This window comes from Terriglobia bacterium, from assembly GCA_020072565.1.
In the GTDB taxonomy this organism is placed as follows: Bacteria; Acidobacteriota; UBA6911; order UBA6911; family UBA6911; genus JAFNAG01.
Map to the genome: position 1 here is coordinate 42,498 of JAIQGI010000029.1, position 20,873 is coordinate 63,370.

Genomic DNA, 20,873 nt, shown 5'->3' on the forward strand with positions numbered 1-20,873 from the left:
GGATTGCATTTCGACTCCAGTTTCCCGTTTTTTGCACTGCCTGCCTCATGGCGGGCTCCTTTACGTGGCCTGCTTCGGCCGAGGCACAGGTACTCGCACAATCTGCGGATGGGTCGGATCAGGCCGATACACGGACAGCCGGCAGCGCACAGCTATCCCCTCCGCCGACCGGGAGAGAGAAATTCCACCACTACCTGAGGGCCCTGTACAGTCCGCTGAATATTCTGGGCACCGCTTCCGGAGCTGCCATCGGACAGGCCCGCGATGACGTGCCTGAGTGGAGGCAAGGGATGTCCGGCTATGGGCGCCGGCTCGCTTCGAGCTATGGGAAGCACGTGGTGAAAGAGTCCCTCCGCTTCGGCATCGGCGGGTTGCTTGGATATGATCCGCGGTATTTTCCTTCGCCGCACACGCGAAAATGGCCCCGGACATTGGATGCGATTGCGCAGGCCGCAAGGACCCGGGACGATCAGGGCCGCTGGCGAGTCGCCTATCCCCACCTGGTGAGCGTCTTCGGTGCGGGGCTCATTTCCAGGGCATGGTATCCCAAGCCCCATCAAACAGCAGCCAATGGCTTGAAAAGCGGAGCCATCACCTTCGGCCTGGACGCAGCGGCCAACATCCTCAGGGAGTTCTTCAGTAGACACCGTTAGTGTAAGTAAGACTTCTCATGGCGGCGTCGCCGCCGACGTCGACACTGTTACCGGAGAGGTCTTGCCAGCCGTAGACAGGCTGTCCGTACCCGTCTGGGGCGTGAAGATCATTCCACTTCTTCTTCTTCGAGCGACTCGTCAAAATCCCCGATATCATCGGCGTCCAGACCGAAAACGCGGCCTCCGGCCCGCTCTCGCCGCGGCCCTTTCTTGCTGGGCCCTTCGACGCGCGCACCGCGAATCCCCGGCTTCGCATGACGCCGCGAGTCATCACGACCTCGTCGTTCCCTCCGGCCCGTTGATTCACCCAGACCGGGTGCAGAGTCATATGCATCGGGCAGGCGAGGAACCCGGGCCCTGACCGGCGCGCCAAAGGCCGGCCTTGCATCTCTGGCACGAGCTTCACTTAAGGCAAGCGGCCTACCCTTGAACTGCTGATCGTTGAAGCGGTGCAGGGCTTCAGCAGCTTTGGCCTCATCGCCGAATTCTATGAAGGCGAAGCCTCGTCTTTTACCGCTCTCCCGATCCACCGGGAGAAAAACGTATGACAGGGGCCCTACCGGCGAGAAGAGGTCCCTCAGTTCAGCTTCGGTTACATCAAAAGGAAGGTTTCCAACAAACAGACGAGCGGACATTTATTCCTCAGTATCTCCTCAATGTATTGACGTTATCCAATGACCGGCGGGCACGCTGCAGTCTGCCGCCCGGCCGGATTCCACCGCCAGCTCCCGCCCGGCAAGGGCAGGGCTTTGGCTCGATCCATCGTGAAGCAGGGGAGGTTGTAAGTCAAGCATAGGATTGATTCGCGTCCGGACGGCATCTCGATGTCTGCCTTGGAAGTGCAGACAATTTGATATAGGATCGATTGGGCAATCATGAAAAATACCAGGTACCTGCCTCTGAATTTCAAATTGGATCGGTTGCCCTGCCTGGTGATCGGCGGCGGCAAAGTGGCGGCACACAAGGTCGAAATGCTTCTTGCGGCCGGTTGTGCGCTGACTGTAGTTGCGCCTGAGATCGACGGACGCATTCGGAATGAGGTGGATCGGGGCCTGATCCGTTGGCTGGCGCGTGCATATGCACAGGGTGACTGCGAGGGATTCCACCTGGTCGTCGCCGCCACCCCCGACGAGGAGGTCAACCGTGCCGTATCGGCCGAGTCCAGGCAGAAGGGCATTCCCGTGAATGTGGTCGATGTTCCCGAACTGTGCACCGTCACTTTCGGGGCCGTCTGGCGCGAAGGCCCGCTGACCGTCTCTGTAAGCACCGGCGGCGCGGCCCCATTTATGGCCGCCGCCGTCCGCAACCGCATTTCGGCGCTCACCCGCGGCATGGGTGAATGGGTCGAGGCTGCCGGCAGGTTTCGGACTGCGGTCCGCAGCGAGGTCAAGGATCCAACCGAGAGGAACCGGCTCTACGGGCTTTTCGCCGACCGCGCACGCATCAGCCCTCCCGCCGGCCTTCCCCAGAGCATCAACCTCGGAGACTGGCTCGCCTGGCTGAACCACACTTTGGATGGATACAACTGAAACCCGGTGATCCGTTGCCGACCTTTCACATCCCAGATCGCAAATTCCCCGATGCCTCAGACGCGGGGCACTTCGCTCATCAGCGCAAGCATATTGTCATCGACATCGCGCAGGAATGCCATCCACAGCTCGTGATCGTCCCGGCGAGCCACCAGATGTGGTTTGGCTTCAAATGCAACGCCGCGGGCGGTGAGGATATCGAACGCGCTCAGGATGTCCCCGACCCGATAATAAATGATGGAACTCGGGTGGTCGAACTCAGGCTTCGAGGCTACTCCGATCATCAGCCGGATGCCGCCGCAATCGAAAAACGCCATATTCGATGCCTCGAACAGCAGCTTCATGCCAAGCTTGTCTCGATAAAAAGCAGTTGCCCTGGCCACGTCGTGCACGGTGACTGCAATCTGCCCGATACGGCTCAGGCCAAAATGCTGCGTGTCGTTCATCATTCCTGCCTCCTCCTCTCGTAAGGATTGCATGGCGGATAGGCTTCGGCAAGCCGGCTGAACGCGCCGCCAAGTTCCCGAAGCGGGCCCTCGGGATCTGTCCACCGCCTTTCCTGTTGACAGAGTCGGTCGCCCCATAATCCAATACGCGCATCATGTCAACCTCATCCGGCGGCGCACCGCAACTCCGGCGCACTCTGACCCTGTGGGACCTGATTCTGTACGGAATGATCGTCATTCAGCCGACAGCTCCCATGTCCGTGTTTGGCGTGCTCAGCGAACGGGGCCGCGGTCATGTCGTGACCACCATTCTCGTTGCCATGGCGGCCATGCTGCTGACGGCCGTCAGCTACGGGCGCATGGCACGAGCCTACCCGAGCGCCGGTTCCGCGTTCACCTATGTGAGCCAGGAGATCAATCCCGCACTCGGCTACGTCACCGGCTGGAGCATGGCAATGGATTACATGCTCAACCCGCTCATCTGCATCATCTGGTGCAGCAAGGCCGCCATGAATTTCGCGCCCGGCGTGCCCTATTGGGTCTGGGCCTTCTTTTTTTTCCTTGTCTTTACCGGACTCAACCTGCGAGGCATCAAGACCTCGGCCCGCATCAACGCCGGTCTGGCGGCCGGCATGGGCGTCGTGATTACGATCTTCTTTGTCGCTGCCGCGCGCTACATCATCGGACACCCCCACGATGCCGCCGGCTTTTTTACGCACCCTTTCTATGATCCCGAAACCTTCCAGGTCCGCGCCGTTCTCGGGGGCACCTCGATTGCCGTGTTGACTTACATCGGCTTCGACGGCATCTCGACCTTGTCGGAGGAAGCGGAGAACCCGCGACGCAACATCCTGCTGGCCACCGTGTTCACCTGCCTCGCAATCGGCATACTATCGGCAATGGAGGTATATGCTGCCCAACTGGTCTGGCCGGCCACGCAGCCGTTTCCGGACATCGATACCGCCTATGTCCATGTCGCCGGCAGGGCCGCAGGACAGTGGTTCTTCCTGGTTGTCAATCTCACGCTCATGGTGGCAAACTTCGGATCCGGCATGGGTGCCCAACTGGGAGCTGCCAGGCTGCTCTACGGCATGGGACGCAGCAATGCGCTGCCCAAATCATTCTTCGGCGCAGTCGATCCCAAGCGGCGCATCCCGCGAAATAATGTGATTTTTGTGGGGGTGGTCGCACTGCTCGGCGCGTTTGTGCTGACCTACGGGCTCGGTGCTGAAATGCTGAACTTCGGGGCATTGATCGCCTTCATGGGCGTTAATGCCTCCGCATTCACCCACTATTTCCTGCGGGTGAACGAAAAGAGACTCACCAACCTCATTCCGCCCCTGGCCGGATTCCTTATCTGTCTGCTCCTGTGGCTGAACCTGAGCCGGCCTGCCAAGATCGCCGGTGCAGTCTGGCTCGCGGTCGGTATCGGCTTCGGCGCCTGGAAAACCCATGGCTTCAGCCGAGATCTGGTGAACTTTGAACCTCCGCCCGAAGAAGCTTGAACGGTGCGATCGTGCAGAACTGCCGGGCATTTCCGGAGCCGTCGCGGCGCGGTTTTTCTACTGCATGACGTTCCAGCCGCTTACTTCCACTGCCGCCGAGGCTGTTCCCAGGTCCTGAGCGCGAAAGGTGGCGGTAACTTCCCGCTTTTCGCCCGGCAGCAGCGAAAAATAGTTATCCTGCCAGAGCACAGGCAGAATCTCGTAACCGTCAGCCCCTCTGTTGACTTTTAGACGGATGAAAAACGCCAGGTTTGTGCCCGTGTTCTCGAGCGTCACGTGCGTTAGCACATCCTGCCCTTTCTGCTCTGTCCGGCTGGCAACCCTGAGCGTGACTTTGGGCAATTGCTGGAGCGCCGTGAAGTCGGCATAAGATGCGGTGGGAGTTACGTACCACGTGGACTTATCCCATGCCAGCGTCTCGGGCTTCGTGGAGAGCCAATAGAAATTGGAGCCCACAATCACGCCCGCTGAATCTTCGAGCCGCAGTGCCAGAAAGTATGCCGGGCTCAGATCCGGGATTTCGGGCAAATCGAGGACCTTCTGGGTGCTGTCTGCCACGGCATCGACTGAGGCCTGCCGCGAAAATTTCTCCCTCATGTCGAGGTTAAAAATCCTGGCTGTGAGCTTGAGGCCCCTGGCATCCTGATACTGGCTGCTCACAACCCACACCGTGCGATCATCGTAGGAATATAAGGGGTGCAAAGCTTCCAGTGCCTTTTTGGCGCCGAAGTATCCGCCGGCCGGGCGCAGATAGTAATCATAGAGATGCCAGATCAGGGACGGCCAGGCGTTGTTCAGCATCCACTGGATCACACCCGTCGAGGTGTACTTGTTGCGGCTGTAAGCCTCGAACATGGCGCGGATGCCCTCGTAGGTCATGAGTTGGGACTTGAGCGCGAAATCCTGCAGTCCGGTGGCTGTGCCGTAGCGTGCGTTCAGGGCCTCCGTGAAAACTCGGATATCCTTGAACGAGCCGCCTCCGGCGTGGAAATTCCACCACTCGTCGACCGGCCAGAGGTGTTCCTTGGGCAACATCGCACGCAAGCTTTCGACCGGCGGCACGGCGGGCCCTGGGCTGGTCTCGGTGTTGAAGCCATACGCGCCGCCGCTCCTAGTGTCCTGGAGCCAATATCCGGGGGCGACATACTCGTACGGGCCCGTCATTTTCACCCCGCTCTCACCGGTTACACTACTCCGCCTGGCGGTAGCTGATGACACGATCGGGTTGGGCCAGCGGCACTGTTGTTCCACAGACAGATACATCTTCTCCACTTCTGCGGGCGGAGGGTTGTCGCTGCCGTTCAGCCACATCACCAGACTGGGGTGACTGCGCAGGCGGTACATCTGGCTGCGGAGCGATTCCTCCGCGATCTTGTGGTCTTGGGGCGTCCACTTTTGCCACCGTTCCCAGTGATCGCAGCAACACCAACCCGCCATGATCAGGATTCCATAGCGGTCGGCAAGGTCAAAAAATCTATCGGTCTCCAACTTCCCTTCCAGGCGGATCGTGTTCAGGCCCATGTCCCGGACGTAAAGAAGTTCATCTTCCAGCCGCCGGGCATTCTCCCGCAACATCATGTCCGGTGCCCAACCTCCGCCCCGGATCAGGATTTTTTTGCCGTTGATTGAAAACACCCGCTTCCTGTCTGCATTCAACTCCGAGGTGACCTCGCGGATGCCAAAGCTGGTCTCGGCCCGGTCGGAAACCGCGCCGTTTACGTCAAACTCGATGCTCAGATGGTACGTGCCGGGCGTCCCCATCTGCGCAGGCCACCACAGGCGCGGCTTGGAAACAACGAGTTGACGAAACTGGTCGGGCTCGAAAGCGACGTCCTTGGACTCTCCTGCGGCCAGTTCCACCTCCTGTGCAAACTCGATCTTCTCGATCCGGCCTTTCAGCGTGCCTCTTACAGGAAGCCGGCTAGCGTTCTCGAGCAGGGCCGCCACGGTAAGGCGGGCGCTGTCGTTCGCCGGGGGATTGAGTTTGGAAATCACAGTCGGATAGCGCAGGGACACCGGTCCACTGGTCGTTATCTCCACGCTGCGCCACAGCCCCATATTCTTATCGGGTGGCTGCGGGTTCCAATCGACAAAGGTGATGGCCAGGTCGTTTTCCGTCGGTGGATATACCCGCACCGCCAGCACGTTGGTCCTGCCGGGCAGCGCCATGTCCGTGATGTTGAACCTGTAGGCACGCCAGGCACCCGCGACTTTCTCTGATCCTGCGATTTGCTTTCCGTTTACCCAGATATCGGCGCGGTAATTGATCCCGCCGAAGTTCAACCAGATACTTCTCCCCTTGTAGGTCGCCGGCAGGACGAACTCCTTGCGGTACCACCACGGAACTGCAAACGGGCTGTCCGCCGGCATCGCTACATTGGAAAAGTTCACGCCGATGCGATAGCTGGTCCCGGGGATCGAGCGCAGGTTCATCCCAAAAGTCGGATCGGGGTACACCTGGTTTTTCACCAACGCCGCGACGACTGTGGTAGGAACGGCTGCGGGGTACCAGTTCCGGGGCTGGAACTGCATCGTAGAGAGGACCTCACCCTTTTGTTCCACCACGGCCGAGGACTGCAGCATCCAACCGTCTTCTATGGCGATTGTCTGAGGTGCAACACCGGGGCTGTTGCGCGCTATCTGCGCAATCAGGCTGCATGGCGACAGCACAAACGACAGGAACAGCAAGCGGCCCATTGTCATCGCGGTTTCCCTCCGGCAAAAGAGCGGCAATGCAGGGTTTCAAAGCTCCTTATTATGACGCATCCGGCCCCGCGCACAACAAGTCAAAAAAAACCAAATGCACCAATCCCACGTATCATCGCAATTTCAGTCAGCGCCCAAGCGCCTCTCGGAAAGTTCGCGGCACGGGCATGCAATCACGCGTGCTTCCCAATGCCAAACTTCGCATAAGTCGCGACGGTGAACTTCTTGTAATCGGAATCTCGGCGGGTAGAGCTGGTTCTCAGACCATTTGGCAACAGCGGGCGGGCACTGCTGATGGAGGAGGCTGTTAAATGCAGCAACAAACGAAACCAATTTCACGAATGGCGGCATTCGTGAAATTGGTTTCATTCGGTGCTGCCCTCAGTTCTTGGGGAACCGTTTTCAGAGCAACTCCCCGGTCCCTTGATGGCCAGTTTAACCGCAGGTGAAGTCTCCGGTATGCGCTGGCCACGGTCTTGACTGACCACCCACAAGACCGCGAGACCGATCATTTGTTAGGCGCAATCAACCGGGTGAAACCGGTGATGTTGACATCGCGGAACATCGGGGTGCGCGGTGGCAACAAGCTTGGATCCAGGAACTCCACGTCGAAGTTGTAGCCACGGCTGGGGGGATTGTAGACGTTGGTGCAACACTTGTATGTGCCTACTGCCTGCTGGCTGAAATACAGGCTGATGAGAGATCCGCGGTAATTCAACCAACGTCCCGACCAATTCTCCAAGAGGCGAACAAAGTTGTGAACGCCGCCGTCTGTCCCGTAATCCTGAGGTGTTCCTGCCGGCTGCGGGAATGGTTTGGCTTTCCCGGAGATGAGAGCCGTCCGATACCAACTGGTGCTTGCGTTCCGCGCGCCGGGGGAATAGGGAAAGGCGAATGAATTTATATCGTTCCAGGAGTTTGAGAGGAGGGTTACGGTATCGGCAATCATGGAGCAGGCTACGTGTGCGCCGGCGAAGGTTCCGGGCGCGTTGTAGTTTCCCTGAACATAGATGGGATTTTCAGAGGCGACTGCCAGACCGAGGGGTATACCGTTGCTGGTGCCAAGGTCAATGGTCTGGCCATTGACCAGCTTCAAGGCACGCCGGAAAAAGATCGGGTGGTTCACCCTCGCAACATTGCCCGCGACAGGAGTCCAGGGACGGGCGGTGGCATCCAGGGGAGCCGTCCCCGGAAGAATGGGATTTTGACCATAAGTATCCAGAACGCCGTTGTTGTTGACATCCTCGGCAGCATCCAGGAGTCCGTTGGGAGTGCCGCTAACGCTCCCCGGGTTCACGAAGTCTTCGAAGCCATACTCGCCCGTCTCCAGGTTCGCCGCATTGCGATTCGTGCGCCGGTCCGAGAAATAGACCACGTATCCAGTCACGTTTATGGCATTGTTGCCGCTTGCCCCAATCACGCCGCGGAACCAACGGCTGAGGTTGTTGACATCGAGCTCGAGGTAGTGCATGACGCCGCCGAGATATACGGTAGTCTGAGCCGTCGGGATATTGTCGCGCAGAGCTCCTTCGCGCGTGTCAAACAACACGTTGGGCCAGTATTGAGTAGAGGCACCCCCGACGCAAGCCGCGGGTGTGTCCTTCAAACGCTGAACGCGAATGATCGAATTAGGGGGATCGACACAAGTTAGCGTCAGGTCCCGGCCCGCAACGCCAAGTTGCAGGATCTCCTGGGTGACGTCTTGCCAGTTCCCGGCCGCGGTCTGCATTTCGATCTTGATGAAGCCGTCGATCAGGTTTGTGCCGATTGGGCTTCGATAACCTTGAGTGTATGCCACAGACGGATTCACATTCCCTGCGGAAGTGGCAATAGGCGTGCCGTCAGGCGCAATCCCGGCCAGCGCGAGTGGAGCTGTCGCGGTTACGGTCGGCAACGAGGTAAGGTCCGCGGCATTATCGGAAAGCAGGATCCGCAGGCTCGCCATGGTAAAGTAGCGTTGGGCAAACACATCCGGATTAGCGACATCCTCGTTGGCCGGAGGCCGTCGGATCAGGTCCACGGGGGTGGCCCCCATCCCTACGAGAGGAAGATCCATGCGGCGCGCCCCGGTGCGCCCATTTCGGATATTGCCGTTGTACGTGCCGATGGAAAGATTCGTCCATGTCGGTTCGTTTTGTGCTGATGGGAATGTCCCTACAAGACTCCCTTCACCGGCAGCAAGGGCTCTAAAGGCCCCTGGAGCCGTGGCCACGTCCACACGGCCCTGGTAGTTCGTGGCACTAGGCCAGCCATTGATCAGGTTTGTGCGAATCACCTCTCCGACAGCGGTAACCCGGTTCGACATCGTCAGAACGCTCCCCGTGCCTTCCGCCAGATAGAGGTTGCCGTTCGTGTGTACCCGGCCGCCGAAATTGAAATCCGGGCCCGCGTGGTAGCTCAGATCAGTCTCGGAGAAGATCCCAAACTGGAAAACGGGCACCGCCACCGTCTGCAAGGTCCGGCGCATCCTCACCTCTGCGTCGGTGGGCGTGTGAGCTGTAGATGTCATAGTATACGAAGTAATCAGGCCCACAAGGCCTTCGTATGGGCCCGAAGGGATGGTGCGCGTAACGGCCTGCGGTTTCCCCGCGGCATCCAACGCGAACTGAATTTCATAACCGGATCCGCCGCCTGGAGCTATATAAGAGATGTAGGGGATGTTCGGCACGTTCGCCGTGAGAGCGTTGATTTGGGCAACGCTTGGCGCGTAATTGGTGTTGAAGAGCGTGCCGAGATCGGCTGTGAGCTGTTCCAAGCCCGCAAGCGATCCGTAGAAAGCCCGGTTCTGGTCCCTGTCGACGCCGATCAGTCTTTGATCCGAAGTTACTGAAATTACAAAGCCCACAAGCAGGCCGGAAAGCAGCACCAGGATCAACAGGGCGCCGATCAATGCGACGCCTGATTCACTTCTTGTTTTCATACTCCTTGTCCCATCATATATAACGATCAATAAAAGACAGGCTGCGAAGGCTGACCTGAGTCGTCAGGCTCCTCCGCAGATAGTCCTGGCTATTACGAATCACCATACTCGAACGCCCGGAAAGGGAGATGTTGACCTTGCGGATCTGATTGGGTGAATTGGGCGCTATGGGAATCTTTACGTTCGTGGGATTGCCTACGCCGTCCACCAGATCATAGCTTAATTGCAGGTCTTCCAGGACAAGAGCAACGACTTCTCCGGCCCTGTCGTTGATCCGGCGGATAAGTCGAGGTGTAGCAGGGTCAGTTGTGGTGTCCAGGTAATAGGTGACCAGCCAGACCCGCGTTGCCGTCGTCGGCGGGAAAACGCCGGCGTTCTGGAGCTGCATGATCGATCCCTGCGGCGCTCCAGGTTGATTGAGATTAAAAGGATCGCCTGCGTCAAAATAGACTACCTGGCCCGCAACCCGACTGACATACTGTAATGTGTTCCCCAGGGCATTGCTGAAGGCAATCAGATCGCCAGGTCGGATCTCGTTGATGACACCGGTGATTGGCGTGCCGGCGTTCACAGTCATGCTGGCGCCATTGGCGCCGATCGCATCGAGCGGCATTTGGTTCAGCGGTAATAGGTTGTCGGCATAGAGGATGTTGACCATGTCCGTTGCCCGGCCGTTGCCCACTGGACCCAGGGCGGGCCCGGGATTGACTGCAGCCATCGTAATGGCAGGGGCAAAGGTGTAGTTGGTTCCCGGAGGTCCTGGCCGCTGCACCGCAAGCGCGCCGGCTCCGGATGGGATTGGAATGCCTCCAATCGGGATTCCCCAGCCGGCATTGACGAAGTCGCGAACCAGAAGGTTGATTCCGGCTCGCAAGTTTTGCTCCAGGTCCGCCATGAGGGTGGCTTTGTCGTTCATACCCAAGGCACTATCGAGGGAGCTCATCGCCGCGGCCAGCAAAACAAGGGACAGGGCCGTCGCTATCAGCACTTCTGTCAGGCTGAACCCTTGTTCTTTTTTCATGCAGGGCCTCCTATCACGACACATTCATCGTTGTTGCATCTGCTCTCTACGATCCGCGACGTCATGCGAATGAAGAAATGTAGGCGATCAGTTGGTACTGGCGACTCAAATGGCCTATCTGGTAACGGACGATGACGCGAATCTGGCGCAAATTCGGGGCAAGATCCGTGATCACCATCTCACGCGTAAAGCTGTTCAACAAAAATACGATATCGTCCCCGGTCCCTAATACACCGTCGGGGCCCGGCAGAATCTCGGTCTGCGCGGGGCCGTCATCGGTCGTGTTGGCTAAGCCGTCCGGGCCGGGCGTAAGCAACGGTTGCGGCCCATCCAAGAATATCCCCCCATTGTTGACATTCCGAATGCGGGCCCAGATGATCGTCCTGGTATCTCGAGAAGTAAAGACGCTCTCGATAGCCTCGGAGGCTTTTTCTTTGGCAATCTGGTGGTAATGGGATGTTGACATCGAGACCATGCCCTGTGCGAACGCAGTCGCGAGAGCCAATAATCCGCCGCCCAAGATAATGGTGGCAATCATCGTCTCGACAAGGCTGAAGCCAGCCTGATGGTTGTGCGCTTCTCTTACGACTGTCATACCTGTCCTCGTCATTGAATCCATGAGGTTCCAGTCCACCGGTAGCCCCGGACACGCCCGGTGCCACCCAGAATAGTAACCGCGCGTGCGGTCTCGGGATGGCCAGGCAGGCCAAGAAAAACCGTACCCGCCAAGGGACTGCCCTGAGCATCGACTAAAGTGCCGTCGCTTAGGAATGTCAATGTAGCCGAACCTCCGAAGTCCACCGCGGCACCGTTTCCAAACGAATCTGGAGTGTCTGGTACACCCCCGAACAGTTGAAACTCGACGCCGTTGTCCAGGGTGACCGTATCTAAGACCGTGGTCCCGGCCGGCACATTTATGCGGGTGAGCTCGATCTGGTTGTTTCCCAAGAAGCTGATCATAATGTTGCGGCGCTGTGCCATCGCCAATTCCCTGCCCCTGCGCAGCTGCGCCACCGTCTCGCGCAGAGCCGTATTTGCCCTCACCCCTGGCAGGATTCCGGCTATGTTCAACAGGGCGAATCCCGCAACGAGGGATATAACTAACATGACTGCGGTGGCCTCAACCAGGCTGAAGCCAGCGTGTTGATGCGGTTGATCTACGGGAGTGTTCCTTTTCAAGGCTTTCTCCTAACTCTAACTGGGGGGACAGATTGCAGTATCAACCCATGGCCTCTCTCCACAGCTGGAGGCCGGCATCGGCAGACTGAAATCAACAAGAATTTGCCTTTTCTCATGTAACCTATCGGCATCTCCCGTGAAAGCTTCAGTTCTTTTTTTGGTATTGGCACCCCAAACCCCCAACCCCTGCGGCCGGAAGCGTTCGGGGAAGTTCATCGGAGGCCGGAGCACTCGCCGCCCGGCATCCAGCAAATCCGGCTGCGGGCTCTGGTGAGAAAAACCGATCCCGCGGCATCATATTCAGGGAGCCACACGCTGGATTCCAACAGCGCTGCCCGCAATGATCCCCGTTTTTTGTGCTTGCTCTGCCGGCGACAGGTTCCTTATGCTTTCAATTATCGTGATGTCGAGGCGCCGGGCCGGCCGGCATCAGATTATTCAAGGAGCGACAACTATGAGCCTCTGGGACAAGGTTCGCGGCGAATTTATCGACATTGTTCAATGGATAGACAGCACGAACGACACCATGGTGTATCGGTTTGAGCGTTACAATAACCAGATCAAATATGGCGCGCAGCTCACGGTGCGCGAGGGCCAGGCCGCCGTGTTCGTGAGCGAAGGAAAGCTCGCGGATGTGTTCCAGCCCGGCATGTACGTGTTGGAAACCAAAAATCTTCCGATCCTCTCCACATTGCAGGGCTGGAAGTATGGCTTCAACAGCCCATTCATGGCCGAGGTGTATTTTTGTTCCACGCGCCAGTTTACCGACCTCAAGTGGGGGACCTTGAATCCCATAATGATGCGCGACCCCGAGTTCGGACCCATCCGGCTGCGCTCCTTCGGCACTTATGTCGTGCGCGTCAAGGACCCTGCGGTGTTGATCCGCCAGATCGTCGGCACCGATGGACTCTTCAAGGTTGAGGAGATCGTCAATCAATTGCGCGATTTGATCGTGTCGCGCTTCGCCGACATCCTCGGCCACAGTAAAATCCCCGTGCTGGACCTCGCCGCCAACTACACCGAGCTCGGCGATTTCCTAACCCAGCGCATCGGGCCCGAGTTCCAGAGCTACGGGATCGAACTGACGAAGCTGCTCGTCGAAAACATCTCGCTCCCGCCCGCGGTGGAAGAGGCGCTGGACAAGCGCACCAGCATGGGGATCGTGGGCAATCTGGCAGCCTATACGCAGTTCAATATCGCCAACTCGATCCCGGATGCGGCAAAAAATCCCGGGGGCTTGGCCGCCGCAGGCGCGGGGCTTGGCATGGGGGTCGCCATGGCCGGGCCGATTGCCCAGGCGATGTCGGGGCAGCAGGCCCAGACACCCCTGGCACCGCCACCCGTTCCGGGCGCGGCCGTCTATTTCGTGGCTGTCGGCGGGCAGCGCACTGGCCCCTTCGATATTCAGGCGCTTGCATCGCAGGCGCTGTCGGGATCGCTGACACCGCAGACCCTGGTATGGACGCAGGGGATGCCGCAGTGGACGCCGGCGGGGCAGGTTCCGGCCCTGGCGCAGATTCTCGCCAGTACGCCTCCGCCGCTGCCGCCGAGTCCCTGAATGTCCTCCGGACCGCAGCGGCCCATGGGATGCAGCGCAGCCCATGACGCTACCAAGGGAAATTGAATCCGGCGCGTCGCCGGGTCGCCGCTGTCTGTTTTGGACCGTGATTTCAGGAGCCTGTCCTTCACAACCTCTGCGCCAGTGCGCTCAGATCCTATGGCAGATGACGCTTTACCCGCTCCCGTAACCGGTAACAAGCAATTCCCCTGCAAGCAGTGCGGCGCGAAGCTCGACTATGCCCCGGGCACCGTTGTCTTGAAGTGCCCATACTGCGGCTCGGAAACCCAGATCCCGCACTCCGAGGAGCAGATCGAGGAACTCGATTTCCGGGAGTATCTCAAGAAACTCGCAGATGAGCACGAAACGCAGGAAGCGCATCGGGTAAAGTGCGGAAAGTGCGGCGCCGAAACAACGATGCCGCCGGAGGTGGCCGCAGGCACGTGTCCATTCTGCGGTACCGATCTCATTATCACGACGCACACCTCACGCGTTCTCAAACCCAAGGCCTTGCTCCCATTCAAGATCTCGCAGACGCAGGGATTCGAAGATTTCCGCCGCTGGATCAAGGGGCTCTGGTTTGCACCCAATGATCTGAAACAGTATGCACAGACCGAGAACAAGCTGGCCGGGATCTATGTGCCGTATTGGACCTACGATTCCGACACGACCAGCTTTTACCGCGGCGCGCGTGGTGATGATTACTGGGAGACAGAGACCTACACGGCCTATGAAAACGGCAGGGCCGTGACCAGAACGCGACAGGTCAGAAGAACGCGATGGTGCCCGGCGAGCGGCACGGTTTGGAACCGCTTCGACGATATCCTCGTGGTGGCGAGCAATTCCCTGCCCCGCAAGTATGCCGATCGCCTGCAGCCCTGGGACTTGTCCAATCTGGTCCCTTATGCCGACGAATACCTGAGCGGCTTCAGGGCGGAGAGCTATCAGGTGGATCTGCCAGCCGGCTTTGACATCGCGCGGGAGATCATGGATGGAGGGATTCGCGAGAGCATCCGCCACGACATCGGGGGAGATCACCAGCGGATTGATTCGGTTAAGACCAGCTACGACAAGATTACCTTCAAGCACATCCTGCTGCCCGTCTGGCTCAGTGCATATCGCTACCGGGACAGGGTGTATCGCATTCTGATCAACGCGCGGACCGGTGAGTTGCAGGGGGAGCGCCCTTACAGCTCCTGGAAGATTGCAGCCGCCGTGGCCGGCGTAATAATTATCATCGCCGTCATCGCGATCCTCGCCTCACTCAATCGGTGACGGCAACGAAGACCCGGTCGCGAAGAACGCAAAGCGCCCGGGCCGCAGCCGAATCAGCACCCACGAAATGCCAGAAGCAAAGGAAAGAGGTTTTCGCGTGTTCCATGCTGCTGACTATCAGATTCCCCGCCCGGCGGTTGAGAATCTCAAATGTTCTGCGGTTCCTGCGATTTCAGCAAACTCTGCGTTGAGATTTTTTGCGTGCGCCTGAGCCGCACCCTGTCCATGGCGGCTGTCTATTTTTTCAGATACTTGTTGAACCAATCCAGGTATCGCTGCAGCCGGTCGCGCATGTAGCTCGGCACCGTGATGCCGTGAAACTGGCCGGGGTAGATGATGAGCTGGGTGTCCACGCCGAGGCTCTTGAGTGCCTGGTACATCTGCTCGACACCAATGGTAGGCACATTGAAGTCACGGTCGCCGGACAGGAACAGGGTTGGCGTCTTGATCCGGTCCACCTGGAAAAATGGGTAGGAAAGCTTCAACCACAGGTCCTTCGTTTTCCACGGCACCCCCAGCTCGTTCTCGTATTGCAGGATGTACTGATCGGAGCCGTACATCGACAGTTGCAGTGCACTGCTGGCACCGCTCACCGCCGCCTTAAAGCGCGGGTCCGTAACAATGGTGTAGTCGGTCAGGATACCGCCGTAGCTCCAACCGCCGATGCCCAGCCGCTCGGGATCCGCAATCCCACTCGCCACGGCATAATCCACGGCGCCGAGGAGGTCGACAACCTCCTTGTTGCCCCAGTCGGCGTAGATTGCCCTCTGATAGGCGGTTCCGCGGCCCGAGCTGCCGCGGTAATTCACCGAGATCACCGCATAACCGTTGGCAGCAAAAAACTGCCGGTCGAAACTGAACGAGTGCTCGTCCTGCCCGTTCGGACCACCGTGAATCAGAAGCAGCGCGGGATACTTTCGATCCGGCGTGTAGGAATAGGGCTTCACTATCAGGCCGTGAACTTCGGTGCCGTCTTTGCTCCTGGACGTGAAATCCTCGGTCGTGCCCAGCTGAAGTTCACTGAACAGAGCGTCGTTCTGATGCGAAAGGCGACGCAGGGTGCCATTCTCAAGGGCGTGCACCTCGGAAACTTCGCTCGCGGTGGCGGTCAGAAGCGCAAGGGTCCCATCATCCCGCCTTGAGATACCGGATACAACGCGGCGCCCCGCAGTGATTTTGTCGACCGCACCACCCGCGACCGGCATACGCGCCAGGTAGCTGGCACGGTCATCCGCGACCACAAACAGGAGCTCCTTGCCATCTGAAGTCCAGATGAACGGGCCCGAAACTCCACGGTCCAGCGCAATCGTGAGCACACGGGATTGCCCGCCTGCGACCGGCACAACGGCCAGTTTATTCAGGTTGTACGCCGTGTAGCGCACCTCGTCGCCTTGAACGTAGGCGATGAACCGGCCATCGGGGCTCCACGACGGGCGGCCGCCGTCAGGTCCGGCATAGGTTGTCAACTGCCGAGGCTCCGAACCGGGTTTTGCCTCAATCACGAAAACGTTCGTATCCTCGTTGCGGTCCGGATCCGAAGTGCGGTTGCTGACGAACGCAACATACCGTCCATCGGGCGACCACGCCGGGAACTGCTCATCGAACCGCCCCGAGGTCAGGACCTCCGCCTTGCGCGTCTCCACCTCGAACAGCGACAAGTGGGTGTGGAGCAGTCCGAGATATCCTTCACGGTCCTCCTTGAAGTGATACCGGTCTATAACGATCGGCGGCCTCGTCTTGCGCTTCCAGCCTTCCAGCTTCTCCGGTTCCGCAGCGGGATCCGGATCGTGGACGACCAGGATCAGTCGCTTGCTGTCGGGTGCCCAGGCATATTCTGAGACGCCGCCTTTGATGTCGGTGAGCTTCTGGGCCTCGCCGCCGGCGCGGTTGAGCAGCCAAACCTGCGCACCCTTCTTTTTTTCCTCTTCGTCCCCGCGGGAGGTAAGGAATGCGAGGTAGCGGTTGTCGGGGCTCCAGCGCGGAGCGCTCTCGCTTGTGTCGCTGGTAGCGGTCAGGCGGATTTGCTGGCTGCCGTCCCAGCTGACCATCCATAGGTCGGTGTCGCGGCGGTCTTTCTCCACGTCGACTGCGCCAACCGTATAGGCTACCCACTTGCCGTCAGGCGAAACCTGGGGATCGCCGACACTGCGTATCCTGGCCAGATCGTCGAGGGTGAGCGGGCGCTTCGATGACTGGGCCGAGGCCGGACCCACGGCTGCCGACAAGCCGAGGATAAACACCACAACCGGCACAAAGCGCGCGAACCTACGCATAAATGAGCCTCCTTCACAAATTGACGCCTGCCTTTCAGGCGTGGTGGTATAGCGGACGGCAAACCGCGGGACTGTTCCCATTAACAGTGCAACTGCCTGATAATCGGCTGATTGTACCAAAAGAACTCTGACCACTCTATGAATCAGACGGATCACAAGAGCCTTGATATGCGCACCTTCTTCCCGGATGATGAGAGCCACAGGTATCGATGCTGGAGTTTCTCATGACATGCGTTACACCACCACGCTGGCTCGAGTGGGCACGCGAGATCCAGGCTCTGGCCCAAAGTGGAAACAGCTACGCGCTGAATGAATATCAGGTTGAGCGTTACCGGCGGCTGATGGAAATCGCCGCTGAAATCATCACCGAGCACGCTGGGGTCGGATACGTCCCGCTGGTGAATGCCTTCCGCGCGCAAATAGGCTATGCCACTCCCCGCATCGATGTAAGAGGCGCCGTCTTTCGGAATGGCAGGCTTTTGCTGGTCAAAGAGCGCGCAGACGGCGGTTGGACCATGCCCGGCGGGTGGGCTGATGTGGGGGATGCGCCCTCCGGGAGCGCAGAACGGGAAGTCTTGGAGGAAGCCGGATTCCGAGTCAGGGCGCGCAGGGTGATAGGCGTCTATGACGCGAATCGGACCGGCCCCCTTGAGCTGTTTCACGCTTTTAAGATCGTCTTCCTTTGCGATTTGATCGATGGCGAAGCGCGAGCGAGTGTCGAAACATCGGAAGTAGCATTCTTCGCTCCCGCCGAAATCCCCGCGCAGCTTTCCGGAGAGCGCACCTTGCCACGTCATATCAAGGACGCCTTTGCGGCACTTGCCGATCCCGACCGCCCAACACAGTTTGATTGAGGTGGAGATCCCGCAACTTATAGGGGTCATTTTGCAGCTGAAGGTACTCCGCAGGCTGCCGTCTGTCAGATCCTCGCCCAGCCGGCAAGAATCTCAAGCGGTCCCTGCGTTCTCAGCGCACTCCGCGTTGAGATCTCCCGGATGCTGCTATGCCGCGCCATGTTGTCCGCGGCCGGCTCTTGGTCACAGTCTGATTCGCAGACCCTAACGAAAAACCGTTAGGCGGTCACGTGCCGGTCGTAATATAAATGATAAATAGGTGCCCAAAGTGCCTTTGCAGCTGAACGTGCCGTGCATCGCCATCCGGCATATTCGATTTAGGAGTCTGTGTCCCTTATGACCAATAAGAATCCCGGCCAACCGGCCGAACCGGCCGCATCGGCATGGCCCCGGTTCCTCCCCCTGTTGCTCTTGTTGTTTGTCGGCAGCGGCTGCTCTGCATTGATTTACGAAATCGTCTGGTTCCAGTTGCTGCAGCTCGTGATCGGCTCGTCCGCAGTATCACTCGGCGTGCTCCTCGGAACCTTCATGGGAGGCATGTGTCTGGGCAGTTTTGCCCTGCCGCGCATCGTTTCGGCGCGTGAACATCCCCTGCGTGTTTACGCCCTGATGGAACTGGGAATCGGGCTCATCGGGATCTTGGTGCTGTTCGGGATGCCCTTGGTCGGCGGCCTTTACGCCGCAGGAGTCGGTTATGGGTTCCCGGGGATCCTGCTCCGCGGCGTGGTCTGCGCATTGTGTTTGCTCCCCCCCACGCTGCTGATGGGCGCCACGCTGCCTGCCATCGCGCGCTGGGTTGAGACCACGCCGAAGGGGGTCTCCTGGCTGGGTTTCTTCTACGGCGGAAACATCGCCGGGGCCGTATTTGGTTGTCTGCTGGCGGGATTCTACCTCTTGCGCGTCTATAACATGGCAACGGCAACCTGCGTGGCCGCATCCCTTAACGCGGCAGTGGCAATCATCGCATTTGCGGCGGCGCGACGGACGCCGTACCAGGCACAGACCGGCGACCGGAAACAGCGTCCCGCGCCGCCGGCGCCGGATAGCCGGCCGGTGTACGTTGCGATTGCGCTGTCGGGGTTGGGCGCGCTGGGTGCCGAGGTTGTCTGGACGCGCCTGTTGTCGCTGATGCTGGGCGCAACGGTCTATACCTTCTCGATCATTCTTGCCGTTTTTCTGGCCGGCCTGGGGATCGGCAGCAGTATCGGATCATTCCTGTCTCGCAAAGTCGCGCAGTCGCGAATTGCGCTGGGCCAGTGCCAGATGATACTGGCCGCCGCCATCGCATGGGCCGCCTTCATGCTCACCCGTTCCCTTCCCTATTGGCCGGTCAACCCCTCGCTCACCATCAGCCCCGCAGTCACGTTTCAGATTGATCTCGCGCGGTGCTTGTGGGCGATCCTGCCGGCAGCATGCCTGTGGGGAGCGAGTTTTCCGCTGGCGCTGGCAGCGGCCGCATCCCGCGGTCAGGATCCTGGACGGCTGGTTGGAGGAATCTATGCCGCCAACACAGTCGGTGCCATCATAGGCGCGCTGGGATTCAGCATGGTGGTAATCCCGAACATGGGCACCCAGCAAGCCCAGCGACTCCTGATTGCGCTGGCCGCCACAGCGGCGCTCCTGATGCTGGCCTGGCCCTCGGGGCAACTGGATTCATCACGCGGCGAGCCGCCGCGCCCGGCGCCCGGGAGTGCCAGCACAGTAACAGTTGCTGTGTTTACCGCCATTGCCGCGCTGCTGATCTGGAGTGTCGCAACCATGCCTCCAGGTGTGATCGCCTATGGACGTTTTTTCCCGACTTACACAAGCATGCCGAGCTTTCTCTATGTGGGCGAGGGGATGAATGCTTCGATTGCCGTTTCAGAGCTGTCCAACGGAGTGCGCAACTTCCACGTCAGCGGCAAGGTGGAAGCTTCGACGGAAGCACAGGACATGCGGCTGCAGGTAATGCTCGGCAACATACCGGCGATGCTCCACCGCAAGCCCAGCTCCGTGCTCGTCGTCGGCTTTGGAGCAGGCGTCACCGCCGGCTCGTTCGTCCCATACCCCGAAGTCAAGAGAATCGTCATTTGCGAGATCGAACCGTTAATACCCCGGGTCGTGTCCCGCTACTTCCTCGAGCAGAATCACGATGTGCTGAGCGATCCCCGCGTCGAGGTGATCTACGACGATGCCCGGCACTATATTCTCACAACGCACGAGAAATTCGACATCATCACATCCGATCCGGTGCACCCTTGGGTCAAGGGTGCCGCCACGCTCTATACCAAGGAGTACTTCGATCTGGTCAATCAGCACTTGAATCCAGGCGGCCTGGTAACCCAATGGGTGCCCCTGTACGAAAGCGATGCGGCCGTAGTGAAGAGCGAGATCGCCACATTCTTCGACGCCTTCCCCGATGCAACAATCTGGGGTAATACCAATAACGGCCAGGGCTACGACACCGTACTGCTGGGACAGGCTGGTAGCGCCCGGATCGACTTGAACTATGTACAACAGCGCTTGAGCCGCCCGGAGTATGCCGGCGTGGAGATGGCTCTCAATCAAGCAGGCTTCAAGTCACCGCTGGATTTGCTGGCAACCTATGCCGGACGAGAACGCGATCTGAAGGCCTGGCTGCAGGGCGCCGAGATCAATCACGACCGGGACCTGCGCCTGCAGTATCTTGCCGGCCTGGAGCTGAACCTCTATGAGGGCGATCGCATCTACAGGGACCTGCTGCAATATCGAAGGTTTCCCGAAGAGCTGTTCGCCGCCTCGCCCGAGTCGAAACGAACGCTCCGCGAAGCCATGGGACTGCCCCGCTAAGACAACGCCGGGAAAGGGCGTCGGGTCTGGAAAAAGGCGTGGTCGAAGAGGACGATCGCAGCCGCTCTCCAGAACGAGATGATGGAAAGCATGAACATAGTCGCGACGACCGCCTTTGTAATCGTCTCACGATCAGTCGCCGATAC

General features: G+C 59.2%; 15 protein-coding genes. 7 read left to right on the plus strand and 8 right to left on the minus strand.

Annotation, left to right across the window (positions count from 1 at the left end; translation table 11 throughout):
• Positions 1-290: 290 nt before the first annotated feature.
• Positions 291-653, plus strand: coding sequence for a hypothetical protein (locus tag LAP85_17995; protein MBZ5498297.1), 363 nt, complete (start codon positions 291-293; stop codon positions 651-653).
• A gap of 107 nt (positions 654-760) precedes the next feature.
• On the opposite strand, the gene LAP85_18000 is transcribed toward LAP85_17995, so the two are convergent.
• The gene (locus tag LAP85_18000; protein MBZ5498298.1) at positions 761-1,288 is read right to left on the minus strand and encodes an RNA-binding protein; all 528 of its coding nucleotides are present in this window, start codon (positions 1,286-1,288) and stop codon (positions 761-763) included.
• Positions 1,289-1,528: 240 nt separating this feature from the next.
• Here LAP85_18000 and LAP85_18005 point away from each other — a divergent pair, with 240 nt between their 5' ends.
• Positions 1,529-2,182: a bifunctional precorrin-2 dehydrogenase/sirohydrochlorin ferrochelatase gene (locus LAP85_18005; protein ID MBZ5498299.1), complete on the plus strand. Its 654-nt coding sequence runs from the start codon at positions 1,529-1,531 to the stop codon at positions 2,180-2,182.
• Positions 2,183-2,238: 56 nt separating this feature from the next.
• Here the strand turns inward: LAP85_18005 and LAP85_18010 are convergent, their stop codons facing one another.
• The gene (locus LAP85_18010; protein MBZ5498300.1) at positions 2,239-2,628 is read right to left on the minus strand and encodes a VOC family protein; all 390 of its coding nucleotides are present in this window, start codon (positions 2,626-2,628) and stop codon (positions 2,239-2,241) included.
• A gap of 155 nt (positions 2,629-2,783) precedes the next feature.
• On the opposite strand from LAP85_18010, the gene LAP85_18015 reads away from it, so the two are divergent.
• Complete coding sequence (locus LAP85_18015) at positions 2,784-4,133, plus strand: APC family permease (protein ID MBZ5498301.1); 1,350 nt, start codon at positions 2,784-2,786, stop codon at positions 4,131-4,133.
• 57 nt (positions 4,134-4,190) lie between these two features.
• Here LAP85_18015 and LAP85_18020 read toward each other — a convergent pair whose 3' ends face one another.
• The 5 genes from LAP85_18020 to LAP85_18040 form a co-directional block, all read right to left on the minus strand.
• Complete coding sequence (locus LAP85_18020; protein ID MBZ5498302.1) at positions 4,191-6,836, minus strand: glycosyl hydrolase family 2; 2,646 nt, start codon at positions 6,834-6,836, stop codon at positions 4,191-4,193.
• Positions 6,837-7,347: 511 nt separating this feature from the next.
• Complete coding sequence (locus LAP85_18025) at positions 7,348-9,759, minus strand: hypothetical protein (protein MBZ5498303.1); 2,412 nt, start codon at positions 9,757-9,759, stop codon at positions 7,348-7,350.
• 13 nt (positions 9,760-9,772) lie between these two features.
• Positions 9,773-10,780 carry a prepilin-type N-terminal cleavage/methylation domain-containing protein gene (locus LAP85_18030; protein MBZ5498304.1) on the minus strand — a complete coding sequence of 336 codons (1,008 nt, stop codon included), beginning with the start codon at positions 10,778-10,780 and terminating at the stop codon, positions 9,773-9,775.
• Positions 10,781-10,841: 61 nt separating this feature from the next.
• On the minus strand, positions 10,842-11,375 hold the full coding sequence (locus tag LAP85_18035) for a prepilin-type N-terminal cleavage/methylation domain-containing protein (GenBank protein MBZ5498305.1): 534 nt from the start codon (positions 11,373-11,375) through the stop codon (positions 10,842-10,844).
• Positions 11,376-11,386: 11 nt separating this feature from the next.
• Entirely contained in the window at positions 11,387-11,959 is a 573-nt protein-coding gene (locus LAP85_18040; protein MBZ5498306.1) for a hypothetical protein, read from the minus strand.
• Positions 11,960-12,413: 454 nt separating this feature from the next.
• Here LAP85_18040 and LAP85_18045 point away from each other — a divergent pair, with 454 nt between their 5' ends.
• Positions 12,414-13,517, plus strand: coding sequence for an SPFH domain-containing protein (locus LAP85_18045; protein MBZ5498307.1), 1,104 nt, complete (start codon positions 12,414-12,416; stop codon positions 13,515-13,517).
• Positions 13,518-13,676: 159 nt separating this feature from the next.
• A complete protein-coding gene (locus LAP85_18050; protein ID MBZ5498308.1) occupies positions 13,677-14,792 on the plus strand; it encodes a hypothetical protein in 1,116 nt (371 codons plus the stop codon).
• A gap of 236 nt (positions 14,793-15,028) precedes the next feature.
• Here the strand turns inward: LAP85_18050 and LAP85_18055 are convergent, their stop codons facing one another.
• Positions 15,029-17,065: a S9 family peptidase gene (locus tag LAP85_18055; GenBank protein MBZ5498309.1), complete on the minus strand. Its 2,037-nt coding sequence runs from the start codon at positions 17,063-17,065 to the stop codon at positions 15,029-15,031.
• Positions 17,066-17,289: 224 nt separating this feature from the next.
• Between LAP85_18055 and LAP85_18060 the strand changes: the two genes are divergently transcribed.
• Both LAP85_18060 and LAP85_18065 read left to right on the plus strand, forming a co-directional pair.
• A complete protein-coding gene (locus LAP85_18060) occupies positions 17,290-17,919 on the plus strand; it encodes an NUDIX hydrolase N-terminal domain-containing protein (protein ID MBZ5498310.1) in 630 nt (209 codons plus the stop codon).
• Between the two features lie 336 nt (positions 17,920-18,255).
• Positions 18,256-20,727 carry a fused MFS/spermidine synthase gene (locus LAP85_18065; GenBank protein ID MBZ5498311.1) on the plus strand — a complete coding sequence of 824 codons (2,472 nt, stop codon included), beginning with the start codon at positions 18,256-18,258 and terminating at the stop codon, positions 20,725-20,727.
• Positions 20,728-20,873 lie beyond the last annotated feature (146 nt).